This is a genomic window from Erwinia sp. PsM31 (genome assembly GCF_030433775.1).
GTDB lineage: Bacteria > Pseudomonadota > Gammaproteobacteria > Enterobacterales > Enterobacteriaceae > Erwinia > Erwinia aeris.
The window spans coordinates 112978-129529 of record NZ_JARUWZ010000013.1; the positions used below are offsets into that span (position 1 = coordinate 112978).

At 57.8% G+C, this 16552-nt stretch carries 12 protein-coding genes and 1 tRNA gene; 5 read left to right on the plus strand and 8 right to left on the minus strand.

The features are described 5' to 3' along the window. Window positions 1-3: 3 nt before the first annotated feature. Window positions 4-1353 (plus strand): cation:proton antiporter, encoded by a 1350-nt coding sequence (locus tag QCD69_RS12475; RefSeq protein ID WP_253460603.1) that lies wholly within the window; start codon window positions 4-6, stop codon window positions 1351-1353. Between the two features lie 3 nt (window positions 1354-1356). On the opposite strand, the gene QCD69_RS12480 is transcribed toward QCD69_RS12475, so the two are convergent. Together QCD69_RS12480 and QCD69_RS12485 are read right to left on the minus strand one after the other, a co-directional pair. Beyond that, window positions 1357-2355 carry a glycosyltransferase gene (locus QCD69_RS12480; RefSeq protein ID WP_301252247.1) on the minus strand — a complete coding sequence of 333 codons (999 nt, stop codon included), beginning with the start codon at window positions 2353-2355 and terminating at the stop codon, window positions 1357-1359. Further along, window positions 2352-3881, minus strand: a complete 1530-nt coding sequence (locus QCD69_RS12485) for a lipopolysaccharide biosynthesis protein (protein WP_253460597.1) — start codon at window positions 3879-3881, stop codon at window positions 2352-2354. Before QCD69_RS12485 ends, QCD69_RS12480 begins: the two co-directional genes overlap by 4 nt. A 1208-nt stretch (window positions 3882-5089) precedes the next feature. On the opposite strand from QCD69_RS12485, the gene QCD69_RS12490 reads away from it, so the two are divergent. Next, complete coding sequence (locus tag QCD69_RS12490) at window positions 5090-7264, plus strand: putative bifunctional diguanylate cyclase/phosphodiesterase (RefSeq protein ID WP_301252249.1); 2175 nt, start codon at window positions 5090-5092, stop codon at window positions 7262-7264. Between the two features lie 68 nt (window positions 7265-7332). Here QCD69_RS12490 and exaC read toward each other — a convergent pair whose 3' ends face one another. Further along, window positions 7333-8853, minus strand: a complete 1521-nt coding sequence (gene exaC / locus QCD69_RS12495) for an acetaldehyde dehydrogenase ExaC (protein ID WP_253460591.1) — start codon at window positions 8851-8853, stop codon at window positions 7333-7335. Between the two features lie 153 nt (window positions 8854-9006). After that, complete coding sequence (locus QCD69_RS12500) at window positions 9007-9717, minus strand: glutamine amidotransferase (protein WP_253460587.1); 711 nt, start codon at window positions 9715-9717, stop codon at window positions 9007-9009. A 123-nt stretch (window positions 9718-9840) separates the two neighbouring features. On the opposite strand from QCD69_RS12500, the gene QCD69_RS12505 reads away from it, so the two are divergent. Together QCD69_RS12505 and QCD69_RS12510 are read left to right on the plus strand one after the other, a co-directional pair. Further along, window positions 9841-10728 (plus strand): DMT family transporter, encoded by an 888-nt coding sequence (locus QCD69_RS12505; protein ID WP_253460585.1) that lies wholly within the window; start codon window positions 9841-9843, stop codon window positions 10726-10728. A gap of 45 nt (window positions 10729-10773) precedes the next feature. Continuing rightward, a complete protein-coding gene (locus QCD69_RS12510) occupies window positions 10774-12141 on the plus strand; it encodes a CoA transferase (RefSeq protein WP_301252250.1) in 1368 nt (455 codons plus the stop codon). Window positions 12142-12349: 208 nt separating this feature from the next. On the opposite strand, the gene QCD69_RS12515 is transcribed toward QCD69_RS12510, so the two are convergent. From QCD69_RS12515 to QCD69_RS12530, 4 genes are all read right to left on the minus strand, one after another. Then, window positions 12350-12904 (minus strand): TorD/DmsD family molecular chaperone, encoded by a 555-nt coding sequence (locus QCD69_RS12515; protein ID WP_253460579.1) that lies wholly within the window; start codon window positions 12902-12904, stop codon window positions 12350-12352. 33 nt (window positions 12905-12937) lie between these two features. Beyond that, complete coding sequence (locus QCD69_RS12520; RefSeq protein WP_253460576.1) at window positions 12938-13675, minus strand: phosphatase; 738 nt, start codon at window positions 13673-13675, stop codon at window positions 12938-12940. A gap of 37 nt (window positions 13676-13712) precedes the next feature. Continuing rightward, entirely contained in the window at window positions 13713-14654 is a 942-nt protein-coding gene (gene ghrA, locus QCD69_RS12525) for a glyoxylate/hydroxypyruvate reductase GhrA (RefSeq protein WP_301252252.1), read from the minus strand. An 86-nt stretch (window positions 14655-14740) separates the two neighbouring features. After that, window positions 14741-16201 (minus strand): peptide MFS transporter, encoded by a 1461-nt coding sequence (locus tag QCD69_RS12530; protein WP_301252253.1) that lies wholly within the window; start codon window positions 16199-16201, stop codon window positions 14741-14743. A gap of 227 nt (window positions 16202-16428) precedes the next feature. Here QCD69_RS12530 and QCD69_RS12535 point away from each other — a divergent pair. Then, a tRNA-Ser gene (locus tag QCD69_RS12535) sits at window positions 16429-16516 on the plus strand. Window positions 16517-16552: the final 36 nt, after the last annotated feature.

Below are 16552 nucleotides of genomic sequence, written 5' to 3' on the forward strand. Positions count from 1 at the left end.
TCGATGGATTTTCTTGGCTGGACAGCCGCAACGGGCGGGCTTTTATTACTGATGTCGCTGGCATCAGGCTGGATCAATCGCGGCCCGATCACCACGTTTTCTCTCTACCTGATTGCCGGCGTAATTTGTGGCCCTTGGGTGCTGGATCTGCTGCATATCGATATTGCCGCTCATGCCGAACTGACCGCTCACCTTACCGAGATCGCAATGGCGGCCTCGCTGTTTATCACCGGGCTGAAACTCAGGCTGCCGTTCCGGCATCAGGGCTGGCGGCTGGGGATGCGGCTGGCTTTCCCCGGCATGCTGCTGACCGTGCTGGGTATGTCGCTGGCGGCACACTATCTGGTCGGCCTTTCCTGGCCGTTTGCCATCGCCTTTAGCGCCATCGTCGCGCCGACCGATCCCGTACTGGCCAGCCTGATTTCCGTTAACGATGCCCGCGATGACGACAACCTGCGCGTGTCGCTCTCCAGCGAGGCCGGGATGAACGACGGCACCGCCCTGCCGCTGCTGATGCTGGCGGTGACGCTGCTGACCACGCAGCAGGAAATGACGCTGGATCTTTTCCGCCACTGGGCGTTAAAGGACGTGCTCTGGGGGATCACCGGCGGGCTGGGCATCGGCTTTGTGTTTGGCCGCTTTGTCGGCCAGTACGTCACGCACCTGCGCTACGCGCATAAAGATGTCGCCCCGAATGATTTCCTGGCGCTGGCGCTGATTGCGCTGAGCTATGCGGCGGCTCAGGCGCTGGACGCCTCCGGCTTCCTGGCCGCGTTTGCCGCTGGCGTGGGTCTGCGTCGGGCGGAAGTCAACGTTATCCGCCGCCAGCCTGCCGATGCGTTTGACGACAGCGACCATCGCCCACCGGCGGAGGTGCTGGTCAATCCGCATATCCGTCATGAATCTCTTGATCCGGATCCGGCGCGCTCGGTAGGCCTGGTCGTCGGCGATGCGCTGTCGTTCGGTGATACCGTGGAACGCCTGTTTGCGGCCGGCATTATTATCGTGCTGGGCGTGACGCTGGCGCATCACTGGGATCCGGACGGGCTGCTGATGGCGCTGGTGCTGTTTGTATTTATCCGCCCTGCGGCAGTATGGCTCGGCACGACAGGCATTAAAGTGCCGTGGCAGCAGAAGATGATTATCGGCTGGCTGGGGATCAGGGGGATTGGCAGTATCAACTATATTGCCTGGGCCTATACGCACGGCGTGGCGGGCGAAGAGATGACGCGCATGGCGAATATCGCCTTTACGTTAATCGTTGCCAGCGTTATCGTGCATGGGATTTCGGTCACGCCGCTGCTCAACTGGCGGCAGGCCAAAATAGCCGCCGCCAAAGAGCAGGACGAATAAGCGTTATAACGCGCTGGAGAGTTTTTTCTTACAGTAGACCAGGCTGCTGTAAAGCGGGTTCAGATACCAGATAACCATCAGTTTGATATTGTTTCGCGTCAGTTGGCGTACCAGCGCGTTTACCCTGGGCTGGTACTCCTTCGGCACGGTCATATCATGCTCGCGCAACATTTTCAGGCAGCCGCTCATCACCGGAAAATAGTAATCATCCACCAGCGAACGTTCCACCGGCACGTTGGCGGCGCGGATAGCCTCTTCGGTACCTTCACGAGCGATAAAGTAGTTCTTCACCCAGGAAAAATCGCGCGTACGGACGGAAAGCGACGTCGTGGTATAGCGCTTAAAGTAGTAGGCTTCTGGCGTCACGAAAACCTGTTTTGCCTGCAAATAGAGGGTAAACATAAAAGGCGCGTCTTCGTGATTCTGGATCGGCAGAAAGCGGCTTTTGGTCCGGACAATCAGCTCGCGAGAGATAATGCTGGACCAGAGCACGCGATGCGCGGAGCCGCTGCTGTTCAACTGCTGAATAAAGGCCGTGCCGCCGCTGTACACCCCTTTCAGGTTACGGGCGTGCGTGATCTCAGGCTTGCGCTCTGCCACCGGCACGTCCATAAACATTTTGGCGGCGAAGCAGAACATCTCCAGCTCCGGACAGGCGCGCTTTTCACGCAGGAAGTCGGCAAACAGCGTCGGGCCGGTGAGATCGTCGGCATCCATAAAGTAGATGAAGCCGCCGGTGGCCAGCTCCAGCCCTTTATTCCTGGCGGCGCTGACGCCGCCGTGCGCGTTACGCACCAGCTGAATGCGCGGATCGCGCTGGCAATACTCTTCAATCAGCCGATCGGTACCGTCGGTCGAGCCATCGTCGATAATAATAATCTGCTGCGGCACTACCGTTTGTTGCAGCAGCGAATCAACAGCCTCGCTCAGATCGGCCCGGCCATTATAGACGGGCATAATCACGGACAGCGTAGGCTGCGCCAGATCGTCCTGGTTACTCATCTTTCACCTCGCAGGTTCAGCCGACGGAAAGTTACGTTTTTAAGGTAGTCGCCTACTTTACTGTGCAGCAGGCAGCAGATAACCAGGTTCACAAAACCAATCAGCCCCAGGTAGAGCAGGTTCAGCCAGCGGTTATCGTTCCACTCGAAAGGGATCGACAGCGTAAGGAAGGTCACGCAGGCGGAAACGGCCCAGATCAGCAGCACGTCGCGGGTCAGCCACTGCATATGGATCGTCGGCGCAAACTTCCTGTGCACAATCCATGACCAGACCAGCAGGTAGAAAATGTTTTGCGCAACCCACACGATGCCGGTACCCAGCGCGCCATAGTGGATGGCCGCAAAAATATTCAGCGGGATCAGGATAATGGCAAACAGCGTAAAGCCTTTCATATGCAGCGACAGGTTGCCGTTCACATACTGCAAATTATAAAGCAGGCCGACAATCGCCTGCACGCCGCTGCCCAGCGCATACAGCGTCATTACCAGCGACATCTGCTCGCCAATCTGCGCGTTCTGCGTCCAGGCCCAAATCAGCTGGGTTGGATAGAAAGCGATGGTCAGGCTGAGCGGCGCCATAAAGATGCTTACCGCCTGGGTTGTCCAGCGATACAGCTTCAGCGTTTCCTGCTCGCCGTTCTCGCTCTTGGTACGCATCCCCGTCATGCGCGGCACAATCGCCTGCATAATCGGGCTGCTGAGCATCACGATGCCGGTTGCCGCCGTCGCCACCACGGTAAAGGAACCGTAGGTCGCCAGCGGCAGCGTTTTGGACAGCACCAGACGGTCAATCTGCGAAATAAACGTCCAGATGGCGCTGGAAAAAGCCGCGCCGACGGCAAAGCGCAGGAAAGGCTTCAGCACGCCTTTCAGGTTATCCACCCTGGTGTTGCGATCGCTTTTAGGCACCAGCTGGTAGGATTTGCGAATGCAGAAGAAGGCCTCGCCCAGTGAAATCAACAGCTGCCAGCAGAAGAAGAAGATGACCGGGTTCGACGCGAAACGAATAACGAACACCGCGCCAAAGGTGCGCAGCGTAATCACCACCAGGTTCAGCGCGTTCAGCCAGACCTGATGTTCATAGCCGACAATTACGCTGCGATAAGGCCCGATACGCCAGCGGATAGCGGCGGTCAGCACCATGATGCCGACGGCAATCACCAAATCCTGATGCGGGATAGTTTTCGCATGCAGCCAGTGCGAGGCGACATAAGGCGAGGCGAACCAGCCCATCACCACCAGCACGGCGGAAGAGATCAGAAAGAACTTACCCAGCGTAGCGAACAGCGAGGGAAACCACGGGTTTTGCTCCCGATCGGCGCGATAGCGGGCCGCCTCACGCAGCAGCGTGGTGGAAATCCCCACGTCCAGCAGCTGTAGCCAGGTCAACAGGATCGAGAAAAAGCCGATAAGGCCGTAAATCTCCATGCCCAGTTGATGAATATATAAGGGTACGACCAGTATCCCGGCAAGCGTGATATAAATCTGACCGACATAATTCGCAACCGCATTACGCTTAATCGACATAATCTCTTCTATCGTGCTCGGTTTATCATTTATCAATAACGCAGACTAACAAATCGCTGCCCGAACTACATCCGGGAAATAGTCTTAAAAGCGCGATGCGCGGTGCCCGAAGCCACGCCTGAATAGTACCGCCCGGCAACAGGTTGTTATAAAAGAATGCGGCAAGCTTGTATCTTTAACGTCCAATACAGGCTATTAAAAAAATAGTAAATCTGAGATAAAAAAGGCTGAACAATCATTATCCGCTTTTTACATTCTGCCGGGCCATTTTTATCTGGAGCGATGTCGTGAGCATGGCGAAAGTCATGGCCGACAAGGTTTAGCGGGTGGCCCTGATGCTGAGACAGGCTTTTAGTTTCTTCTGGCCCTTGCCGGCTGCCCGACGCGGCGGCCTCGTCCGGCAACAGAAAAAGGCGGCTTATGGATAGCGAAAAGCTGCGCGGAGTGAAGCCTGAAGCCAACCGGCAGCGCGCGCAAATTCAGCCTCTGGCGAAAAATCCCCCCAATCGGCCCTGATGGGGATCCCGACCTGTCATAAGCGCGGACAGTTAACCCGTTTTCAGCTCACGCTTCCACCGGCTTATTTTCAATTCGGACCAATGAATGCTGAGCGCTTTAAGGCACAGAAAAACCGATGCTAACTCAATCGTTATTTTTTATGCCTCGTTTTATTAATTAGTTTAAAAAAACCTGGACGACCGTGATAAAAAACACACCAATACGATTAAAGATAAAAATAAATATCATCTTCTTTACTATTTTACCCGCATAAAATAAAAATGACCTGAATAAGAAAATAAAAATGTGAATCAGCTTGTTGTAGGATAGCGATAATAAAAATCACTACTCTTTTAGTTTAAGCGCCGTATCCGTGCTTTTCCCTGCCGTTCCCGAGGGTGTTTGCCCGCCATGCGGAAATTTTCAACCTGCTGTTTTTACTGTGATTTTATCAAAATAACAGTTTTATCCCTGCCAGGAGCTGGCCTGGCGCAACCATGATGGGGCGCATAAAGCGCGCGGCCGGCCGTCTCTTTTTCCGCTGTTTCTGCCACAAAGAGGCAGGCTGCCACGACTAACGTGACAGAGATCACATTCAATCTTCTGACGCATAATTCCGCCTCTGCCACCTCAGCCAACCGCGGCCGGGATTTATGCTAGCCTCAAAGTAGAGGGAGTGTTGCCGTCCTGAGAGTGGGTTGATAAAAAACATGAAAATATCAGAGAGTTTTCGCAGCCATTTTATCCGCGAAGTGCTTATACCTTTGGTGCTGGTGTTATTAATTATTTTTACTGCGGCAACGTTTACGGTCTGGTGGGCCACCGCGAAAACCAATCGCGACGCCGCTCACCAGCAGCAGCAGATTATCGAGACTTCGCTGACGCAAAGCCTGACGGAAATGATCAAACAGAATCGCAGCCTGGCGCTGTGGCAGCCGCTTGGCCGTCGTCTGGATCGCGCGCTACAGGATACGCCCTGGCTGAACCAGAACGTCGGCACCTGGCTGTCGACCATGTTCGGCCACCAGCTTATCTATATTCTTGATGAGGAAGATCGTCTGGTGTATCGCTGGGAGTGGGATAAAAACGTCCCTGTGGCGCAGTTCGAACATCTGCGTCAGCCGATCAATGAGCTATCGGCCCGGCTTAAAACCCCTTTTGCCAGCGGCGGACACGCCGAAGCGATCGACTTTACCCTGATCGATAAACGGCCCGCTGCGCTCGCCATCAGCATTATTGACGACGGCTACGGCGGCAGCGGGCGTTTTCGGCTGGTGAGCGTAAAATATCTGGACGCCAGCTATCTCAATTCCCTCTCTCAACGCAGCCTGCTGCACGATCTGCACTACGCCGACGGCAAGCCGATGAAAACGGGCGCTAACTATTTATTAAAAAATCACCTCGGCGACGCGCTGGGCTATATCAGCTGGCGCCCGGCCGCGCCCGGCACGCAAATGTTTCAGGTTATCGGCCCGGTCGGGCTGGCAATGGTGCTGATTATCACGCTGATCTGCGGAGTGATGATCCGCCGCCTGTGGCTGTCCTCGCTCAAGCTCTCACAGTCGCTGCTTCAGCTGAGCGCCAGCGAGGCGCAGGCGCAGCATCTGGCTTTCCACGACGTGCTGACCGGCCTGCCTAATCGCGCGCTGGTTGAGGAACGGCTGACGCAGGCGCTGGGCAAGCTGAACCGCAGTCCTGAACATGTCGCGCTGCTGCTGCTGGATCTCGACCGTTTTAAACAGGTTAATGACACCTATGGGCACCATGCGGGAGACGAGCTGATTATCGACGTAGGGCATCGCCTTAGTCAGGAGGTCAGAGAAGCCGATACCGTAGGCCGGCTTGGCGGCGACGAATTTGTGGTTATCGTGGAAGGGATCACCGCGTTCAGCGATATTCAGAAGCTGTGCGAGCGGATCATTGCCTCGCTGGCGCGGCCTTTTACACTGCTGGGCAGTGAAACCTGGATAGGCGTCAGTATTGGCGTGGCGATGGCGCCTCAGGATGCGAGCGATCGGCTGGAAATGATGCGTAAAGCGGATATCGCGCTGTACGAGGCCAAAAGCCAGGGGCGCGGTCAGTATCGCGTGTTTGATAACTCGATGGATGAACAGGTCAAAACGCGCCAGCTGATTGCGGCTGATTTACGCGCCGCGCTGCAAAACAAGCGCGATCTGGCCGTTTACTATCAGCCGCTGATGGATATTTCCGGGCAGCAAGTCGTGGGTCTGGAAGCGCTGATGCGCTGGCATCATCCGCAGCGCGGCGTGATTTCGCCCGGCGAATTTATTCCGCTGGCGGAGGAAATGGGCCTGATTATCCAGATTGGCGAATGGGTGCTGCGTGAAGCCTGCCGCGTGTCGCTGGCGTGGCCCGATATCTCCATGGCTATTAATGTCTCCCCTTTACAGTTTCGTTCAGCGGGCTTTGTGGAGCGGTTTAAAGCCATCGTCCAGCAGGAAAAAACGCTGCCTTCCCGTATTGAGCTGGAAATTACCGAAGGCGTGCTGATTGAAGATGAGAAAGGCGCGCAGGAGATTATGCGCGCGCTGCGTGAAGCGGGTTTCCGTATCGCGCTGGATGATTTCGGCACGGGCTACTCCAGCCTGAATTACCTGAGTCATTTCTCGGTGGATAAAATCAAAATCGACCGCTCCTTTACCCAGTCGCTGGGCGTGACGGAGAACTCAACCGCCATCATCGAATCGGTGGTAAGACTGGGCCAGGCAATGGGGCTGACCGTAACCGCAGAAGGCGTGGAAACCAACAGCCAGATGGCGGCGCTGGCGGAGGCGGGTTGTAATGAGCTACAGGGCTACCTTTTTTCGCAGGCCGTATCGGAACAGGAAATTGCTGCGCTGCTGGCTCCCGATAAAGCCAGCTAACGCAGCGTGACAACGTCACCTTCTTATTGACGCCGCGCCCGTTCATTAACGACGCGCGGCGCAGGATGTTAAAAGAAACCCAGCGGTTCGGTGCTGTAGCTGACCAGCAGGTTTTTGGTTTGCTGATAGTGATCGAGCATCATTTTATGCGTTTCCCGCCCGATGCCGGACTTTTTGTAGCCGCCAAACGCCGCGTGTGCCGGATACAGATGATAGCAGTTGGTCCAGACGCGCCCTGCCCTAATCGCCCTGCCAACCCGATAAGCGCGGTTGATATCGCGCGTCCAGACGCCCGCGCCCAGCCCATAGATCGAGTCGTTGGCAATGGCGATAGCTTCCGCCTCATCTTTAAAGGTCGTGATGCCTACAACAGGCCCGAAGATCTCCTCCTGGAACACGCGCATACTGTTGTTGCCCTTGAGCAGCGTTGGCTGAATGTAATAGCCGCCGGCCAGATCGTCGTCCAGCTTCTCCACGCCGCCGCCGGTCAGCACCTCTGCGCCTTCCTGCCGCGCAATGTCCAGATAAGAGAGAATTTTATCAAATTGCTGCTGCGAAGCCTGCGCGCCGATCATGGTGTCGGTATCCATAGGATCGCCGCGCCTGATGGTTTTAATTCTTTTTAATACCGCTTCCATAAAGGGCGCATAAATGGATTCCTGCACCAGCGCGCGCGAAGGACAGGTGCATACCTCGCCCTGATTCAGAAAGCCCAGCACCACGCCTTCCGCCGCTTTCTCTATAAAAGAAGGCTCGGCCTGCATGATGTCCTCAAAGAAGATGTTCGGTGACTTGCCGCCCAGCTCAACCGTTGAAGGAATAAGGTTTTTCGCCGCCAGCTCCAGGATATGGCCGCCGGTAGCGGTAGAGCCGGTAAAGGCGATTTTGGCGATGCGCGGATTGCCCGCCAGCGCCTCGCCCGCTTCACGACCAAAGCCATGCACTACGTTCAGCACGCCTTTCGGCAGCAGGTCGGCGATCAGCTCGACAAACAGCGTGATTGACAGCGGCGTCTGCTCCGCCGGTTTCAGCACCACACAGTTGCCCGCGCCAAGCGCCGGTGCCAGCTTCCAGGCCGCCATCAGCAGTGGAAAGTTCCACGGGATAATCTGGCCGACCACGCCCAGCGGTTCGTGAAAATGGTAGGCGGCGGTAAACTCGTCGATTTCCGCCGCCGTGCCTTCCTGCGCGCGCAGGCAGCCCGCGAAATAGCGAAAATGATCGACCGCCAACGGCAGATCCGCCGCCAGCGTCTCGCGTACCGGTTTGCCATTGTCCCAGCTTTCGTTGACGGCCAGATATTCCAGCTTCTCTTCCAGCCGATCGGCGATTTTCAGCAGCGTCAGCGAACGCGACTGGACGGAAGTTTTGCCCCAGGCTTCCGCCGCCGCGTGCGCCGCATCGATGGCGTTTTCAACATCCACCTTATCTGAACGTGGGAACTCGCCGATGGTCGAGCCGTTAACCGGTGACGTATTGGTAAAGTAATTACCGTTTACCGGCGCAACAAACTCGCCGTTGATAAAATTGCCGTAGTGCGATTTCAGCACGATTAAGGAATCCTGACTGCCCGGATATGCGTAGCGCATGATCGTCTCTCCGCGATAATTAACAATTAAACAACTTGAAATTAACATTAACAGAACAGGAGAAATTGACAGCCGGGCCGGGCGGAAAGTGTGACCGCGCCGAAAGGAAAGCGCTAAAGCGAGGAAAGAGGACGGCAAAGCCGCCCCGTTGCGTCAGGCGAGGCGCGCTATCGCGCGCGGCTGCTGACAAAAATTCTGCAAAAGCCGCAGCGGCCAGCTGGGTTCGGGGAGCGCTTCGCCAGCGGCTTCGGGCCTTGAGCTGTTTTGCTGACAGGCCGCCATAATCGCCGACGTAAACTCGGGATGGAACTGCACCGAGAGCGCCTGTGGGCTGTAGCGAACGATCTGACACGGATCCATCACGGAAGAGGCCAGCACCCGCGCACCGGTCGGCGGTCGCAGCACCGACTGACGATGGGAAAGCCACGCGGAAAACTGCCCCGGCAGCGCGCCCAGCAATACATCTTCAGCGCCCTCTTCGTGACGGGTGATCTGCTGCACTCCCCCTTCCCAGCCACGCGGATTATCGCCCACCTTGCCGCCCAGCGCATAAGCCATAAGCTGATGACCATAGCAGACGCCCAGCAGCGGCAGCTGATGATCCATAGCGCTGCGTATCCAGGCGGCCGTACGCTCGCTCCACTCCGCATGATCGGTGACCATCGCCCAGGAGCCGGAGAGAATGGCCCCCGACAGCAAAGCGGGATCGGGCAGCGCTTCGCCCAGATCGGGACGCACGATCAGCCAGGCATCCGGCTGTAAACCCGCAGCGGCGATAAACCAGTGCTGCTGCTCGCCCACCTGCGCCATGACGCCCGCAGGCGGCGTTTCAAACTGGATAATAGCGAAAGGAAGCGCGTTCATTGTCTGGCAATCTCCTTATGCGGCTGATTCGGAATCTTACAAGAAAAAAGGGCCTTCACGCTTAACATCATGGCGATTCGTGCCATCATAGGCTAATGATTAAACACACTAAAGGATTGCGTTGTGGCTGTACGTCATTTTTTCCTGATTTTGCTGGTGGTCACCACCTGGGCTTTCAATAACGTTGCGGTAAAATGGGGGCTTGGCGAGGTGCCGCCGCTGTTTCTGACGCTGATGCGCTTTGTGGTGGTGGCGCTGATCCTGGTTCCTTTTACCCGCGTTACGCGTGAACAGCTGCGCTATCTGGTGCCGCTGGCCTTTACCTTTGGCTTTATGCATTTCTCGCTGCTGTTTCTCGGCCTGAAATATACCGACGCGGGCACAGGCGCCATCGTGGTGCAGCTGGGTACGCCTTTCGCGATGATCCTGGCAATGATTTTTTTGCAGGAAAAACTGTCGCTGGTACAGATGTTGGGCATCGCCATTTCGCTGAGCGGCGTGGTGGTGCTGGCGGGCAGCCCGACCATTCCAACATGGTGGGTGCTGTGCCTGCTGCTTTGCAGCGCGGTGGGCTGGGCCGTCAGCAACCTTATCGTGAAGAAATCCCCGTCGATCAAGCCGCTTACCATGACCGGCTGGCTCTCTTTTCTGGCGATCCCCATCGTGGGCCTCTCATCCTTCTTTATGGAAAGCGGCCAGCTGACCAGCCTGGTTAACGCTTCATGGCGAGGCTGGTTCGCGATTTTGTACAGCGCAATCTGCTCTTCCATCGTCGCCTATTCGCTGTGGTATGGCCTGCTGCGCACCTATAACGTCAATCTGATTATGCCCTATTCGCTGCTGACGCCGGTGCTGTCGGTGATTATGGGCGTGCTGGTGCTGGGCGACAGCATGAATATCTTTAAGGTTTTCGGCTCGCTGCTGGTGGTGGCCGGCACGGCGATTGCGGTGATCAACCTGCGCAACCTGAGGATGCACGCCCGCCTGCCAAAGCTGAAGCGGCTGCGCTAGCGACCGCCGATCTTCATTGCTATGGTTAAATTAAAGGAGGAAGCAATGACGACCCGGTTAACCGCACAATGCTGGCAACAGCTCTGGCAGGCATTACGCAATGACGACGCGCCCGATGTCCATTTTATCGGCGAGCAGCGTCTCCCTTCCGCCTTTCCGGTCACCGAGCTGGCGGCCACCAGCATGGCGCTGGCGATGCAGGCGGCCGCAGCCCTGACCGGCAATCCCGCCCGTCAGCGCGTCGATATGCGCCTGGCGTCCCGCTGGTTTCAACACAGCTTTCAGCCCGTAAACCGCTCTGCGCCCTCGCTGTGGGATGCCTTTGCCGGAGACTACGCCGCCGCAAACGGCTGGATCCGCCTGCACACCAACGCGCCGCATCACCGGGCGGCGATGGAAAACGTGCTGGGCACGCACGCCAGCCGCGCCGATTTGGCGCAGGCCGTCAGCCGCTGGGACAAAACCGCGCTTGAACAGGCGGTGATTGACGCGGGCGGCTGTGCGGCAGAGATGCGCAGCGTGGAAGCCTGGCGGCAGCACTCACAGGGGCAAAGCGTACGGCACGAGCCGCTGATAGCGCAAAGCGTACAGCCGCAGGCCGCCGCGCCGGGCTGGGCGCTGCCAGGGCTGCGGCCGCTGCAAGGCGTCAGGGTGCTGGATCTGACCCGAATTATCGCCGGGCCGGTCGCCACGCGCTTTCTGGCCGGGCTGGGCGCGGACGTGCTGCGGCTCGATCCGCCGGGCTGGCAGGAGCCGACGCTGGAGGAGGAAGTCACGCTGGGCAAACGCTGCGCGCGCCTCGATTTAAAGTCAGCGGCAGGCAGGCAGATTTTTGCACAGCTGCTGGGCCAGGCGGATATTCTGATCCACGGCTATCGTGCCGATGCGCTGAGCGCGCTGGGGTATGATACGGAGGCACGACAAAAGCTTTCTCCTGGCCTGATCGACGTCAGCCTGAACGCCTGGGGCTGGACGGGGCCGTGGCGCAACCGGCGCGGTTTTGACAGCCTGGTGCAGATGGGCTGCGGCATAGCGGAAACCGGCAGTCAGTGGCAGCACAGCGAGAAACCGGTGCCGCTGCCGGTACAGGCGCTCGACCATGCTACCGGCTATCTGATGGCCGCCGCCGCGCTGGAAGGCATGCGGCTCAGGCTGCAAAACGGCACGGGCTTCAGCGCCAGGCTGTCGCTGGCCCGCACTGCCTGCCTGCTGACCGATAATCCTTATCCCGAGGCGATGCGCCCCAAAGGGCTGGTTAGCGCACAACCGCATGATAACAATGTCGAAACGGAGATAAACGCCTGGGGGATCGGCCTGCGCCTTAAACCGCCGGTGGAGCTGCCCGGCACGCCGCTGGTTTGGTCTGCTTCCGCCTCGCCGTTGGGTTCTGCGCGCGCAGCGTGGCGGGATTAACCCGCTGGCTACGCGCCTGTTAACTGATAAAGTAAAGCCAGATGACCGGGCCGTTTCGCGCACCTGTTAAGTGACAAAGTACAGCAAGACGATCGGCCCGCTTTGCGCACCTGTTAACTGATAAAGTAAAGCCAGTATCGCCGGGCGCGGTACTGGCTTTACTCAGTGACTACCGGCAGAAACCAGGCCAGCCGGATTGTCCGCAGCTTTACGCTTCGTCTTCTTCCGCCAGCTCGTCGCGCATCGCCTGAATCGCTTCGCGACTTAGCGCGGCCAGCGTACGGTAAAACGGCGTATCGGCCCAGGCTTCCACCTTGCCCAGGAACTGACCGCACCACGGCAGCAGATAGTCGTCGAACAGCGTAATTTGCGCCTGTACCTCATCCTCCTGCGACTGATCCTCCAGCCAGGAAGCGGCCAGCAGCAGCGAGCCAAACCGATCGGCCGGGCCTTCGCCAAGCGGCATGCCACGGCTCTGCAAAAACGCCCGCACTTCGCTCTCCTGCGGGCCGTTTTCCCACTTTGAACCCTCCGGCGACACCTTGCAGTCGCTGCCAACAAACAGCGCGTTATAGTCAGCGGCCAGCGCCTGCGGATCGCTGTTCTGCTGCAAACGCGTCAGCAACTCGTCCTGCTCCAGCGGCCACTGCTGCTGCAGCTTACCCTCGCGCAACAGCGTAAACAGCGGCACCAGCAGCGGATCCTGCGGCTGGCGGTTATAGAGCGAGCCAAGGATGCGGCAGATAATCGAAAATTCATTCATCGGGATGGGTCCATAGCGTTAAGCGTGACAACGTCACAGGTCAGCAAATTCTGTAATGGTCGTGCCGGTTCTGCGCTGTAAAAAATCCAGCAGGCGGCGCGGCGTGACATTTAATACGCGTTCTTCGGGAAAATCCACTTCCTTCATGATCCGCAGACAATGCTCAAAATTGCCCAGCGTAAAGGCAGTATGGGAATCCGAGCCGCAGGCGATCCAGCCGCCGGCATCGCGTACTGCGGCTGCAATAGCACGACAGTTAGGCTCGCTACCCTTGCGCGAGTGGGTAAAAGAGGAGTTGTTCAGCTCCAGCGCCACCTCATATTTTGCGGCGGCCTCGGCAATAGCAGGAATATCAACAGGGTACTTCGGGTTGCCCGGATGGCTGATGATATGCACGTTGCCGCTGGCCATGGCGGCGATCATCGCTTCGGTATTGGTCGCCTTGTCGCGCGGTGCGAAAACCGGCTCGTGAAAGCCTGCCACCACGATATCCATGGCCTCCATCATCGGCCCGGTGCAGTCGATATCGCCCGCCAGGTTTTTAATATTGGCTTCAATACCGCGCAGGATGCCAATGCCGTCCACCACGCGCGGCCAGACTCGCATATTGATAAAATGCCAGTGGTGCGGCGCATCGGCCATATCGGGGCCGTGATCGGTGATCGCCAGCAGTTTGACGCCGCAGGTTTGCGCCTGCTGGACGTAGTCACGCAGCGTGCTATAGGCATGGGTGCTGGCAACGGTGTGCATATGAAGATCGACAGGGTACATAATTTCTCCTTGTTGACGGGCACTCGGCCCGGACGAGTTAGTAGCCTCGCGCCAGATCGACCTGACCGGCGGGCATATCACCCGCTTCACGCTGGCGGATGGCGTCAGCAATGTAGTCCATAGCTTCCTCCGGCAAGGTGACAGCCGCATTATGCGGCGTGATGGCGATAGCCGGATGCGTCCAGAAAGGATGATCCTGCGCCAGCGGCTCCTGCGCAAAAACGTCCAGCGCCGCCGCCTTGATTTCGCCCGCCGCCAGCGCCGCCAGCAGATCTTCTTCCACCAGATGCGCGCCGCGCGCCAGATTAATCAGATAAGCCTCCGGCTGAAGCTGACTCAGTAAACCACGGTTCAGAATGCCGACGGTTTGCGGCGTGTTCGGCAACAGGTTAATCAGCACGCGGGTGCCGGAAAGAAACTCGCTCAGCTGCGCTTCGCTGTGGAAACTGGTGACGCCCGGCAGCGTTTTCGGCGTACGGCTCCAGCAGCGCACCGGAAAACCCCAGTAGCGCAGGCTTTCCGCCACGCTGCGCCCCAACACGCCCGCGCCCAGAATGCCGATGGTAAAGGCGTCCCGGCCAGGGTTGCGCAGCGGCTGCCACAGCGCCTGGCTTTTCTGCTGCTGATAGTCGTTAAAGCGGCGGAACCAGCCCAGCACGTGCCAGACCGCATATTCCTGCATCTGGCGACCCATGCCGGTATCCTCCAGACGAAACAGCGGCACGCCAGCCGCCAGCATCTGCGGATGTTCGCGCAGCTGGTTGAGAATATCATCCACGCCCGCGCCCAGCGCAAAAACGCCTTTTAAATCCGTACGGCCCTGCAGCATCGCTACCGGCGGCTGGCGCACCAGCGCGTAATCTGCAGGAGCCCGATCGCCCGGTGTCCATTCACGCACGCGGGCCTGCGGCAAACGCTGCTCTAATCCGGCCTGCCATTTTTTTGCATTAAAGGAAGGATGATAAAAAATGATATCCACGCGGCTTCTCCTGTTTTTCCTTCAGGCTCGGGGAAAATGCAGCCCGTGGCAAGCAAAAAATAAGGGGGCCGTTATGGCCCCCCTGGCTAGCGTGTCGTCTGGATAAGCCTGCGCAGCAGCGGCATCAACAGCAGCAGGATCAGACCTGTGGCGACGCTGCCGCAGCCCAGCAGCATAAAGATATGGCTGTAGCCAGGGTTGGTCAGCGCAGGCGAACTGCCGCTGTTCTCCGGCATCATGCCGGAAACGTGACCGGCCAGCACCGACGCGACGCCTGTTACCATCATCCAGCAGCCCATCATCACGCCCTGATAACGTAGCGGCGCCAGTCTGCCGATCATCGCGTAGCCAACCGGCGAAATCAGCAGCTCGGCCAGGCTTTGCAGAATGTAGCTGATCGCGATCCATTTGAACGCCACCATGCCGTCGCCGCCGGCCAGCATAATACCCACGGGCAAGACCAGCATCCCCAGCCCGATACAGAACAGCGAAGAAGCGAACTGCAAAGGAATATCGATGCGCCAGCCACGCTCGCGCATGTTACGAAAGCCCATTGCCAACAGCGGCCCGCCGAAAACAATCACCAGCGTATTGATGTTTTGCACCCACTGCGGCGCAACCCGGATGCCCCAAACGTTCAGCATAATATTGTGTTCGGTAAACAGCATCAGCCCCATCGGCGCCAGCTGGTAAAGCGTCCAGAACACCAGCGCGCCCAATGCCAGGATCAAGTAGGCGGCCATTCGGCGCTGTTCTTCCCGTGGGCGATGTCGCAGCGTAGTGGCGGCAAGCAACAGGAAAACAACCGCGCCAAGGATCAGGACAAAAGTGCCGGTAAAATCAGCATGGGTCAGCATCAGGCGGATAATCGGCACCAGCACCACCAGGATCAGCAGGCCCGCCAGCATCCGCAGCCGCAGCTGCGATTTGTTGACGTGCAGCAGCGGCGTATCGATATCCGCCAGCGTTTTCCAGCGCAGCAGAGAAATAACGATGGCGACGGCGTTGCCCAGCGTGGCGAACAGGAACAGCGCCTGGTAATGCTCCTGTAGCTGGAAATAGCCCGCGCCAGTGAAGCCGATAAAGAAGCCCAGGTTCATCCCGGCATAGTTCCACAGGAAGGCGCTTTCGCGACGGCTGTCTTCCGGCGTAAAACGCTGGGTCAGCATCATATTGATACAGGTTACGTTCAGGCCGCTGCCGGTGAGGAACATCGCCAGCCCCCAGTACAGCCCGTCCGCGCTTTGCCCGGAGAGGATCCAACAACCAATGACCTGCAACACCATACCCAGCACAAACAGGTTACGGTTGCTGAGGTAGCGTCCGCCGAGGTAGCCGCCAAACAGATGCAGCCCGTAGTTGAAAGCGCCGAACACGCCCATCATGGCGTTGGCCTGCGCCTCGCTGAAGCCGAGTCGTTTGGTGGCATAAAGCACCAGGGTGGAATAGAGCACGGCAAAGCCAAGGGTGGCGAAAATCTGGATAAAGAAAAGCGCGCGCGTACCTTCCTGCCCTGTCGCTCCACCGTTTTTAGTCTGGATAGTCACTGTGGCCTCGTGATTTTTTAGCCTGATAAAGCGAATCATTATGCACATTGTTCGGCCAATTGCGCTGATACCGTTGCGTTTTACTTTAGTAAACGGTCCTTTTGCCGAATTTAGCAGCAGCCTGCTGCAAAAATGAGTAAACGAGCGGAAAAGTGCAGAAAGGGTGTTGACCCGCGCACGACTTTTCCCTACATTACCGGCCACGCAGCAAGCTTGCGTAACAATATGGTGAGGTGTCCGAGTGGCTGAAGGAGCACGCCTGGAAAGTGTGTATACGGCAACGTATCAAGGGTTCGAATCCCTTCCTCACCGCCATATTTAAAGAAAGAGCCTGAACTCACGTTCAGGCTT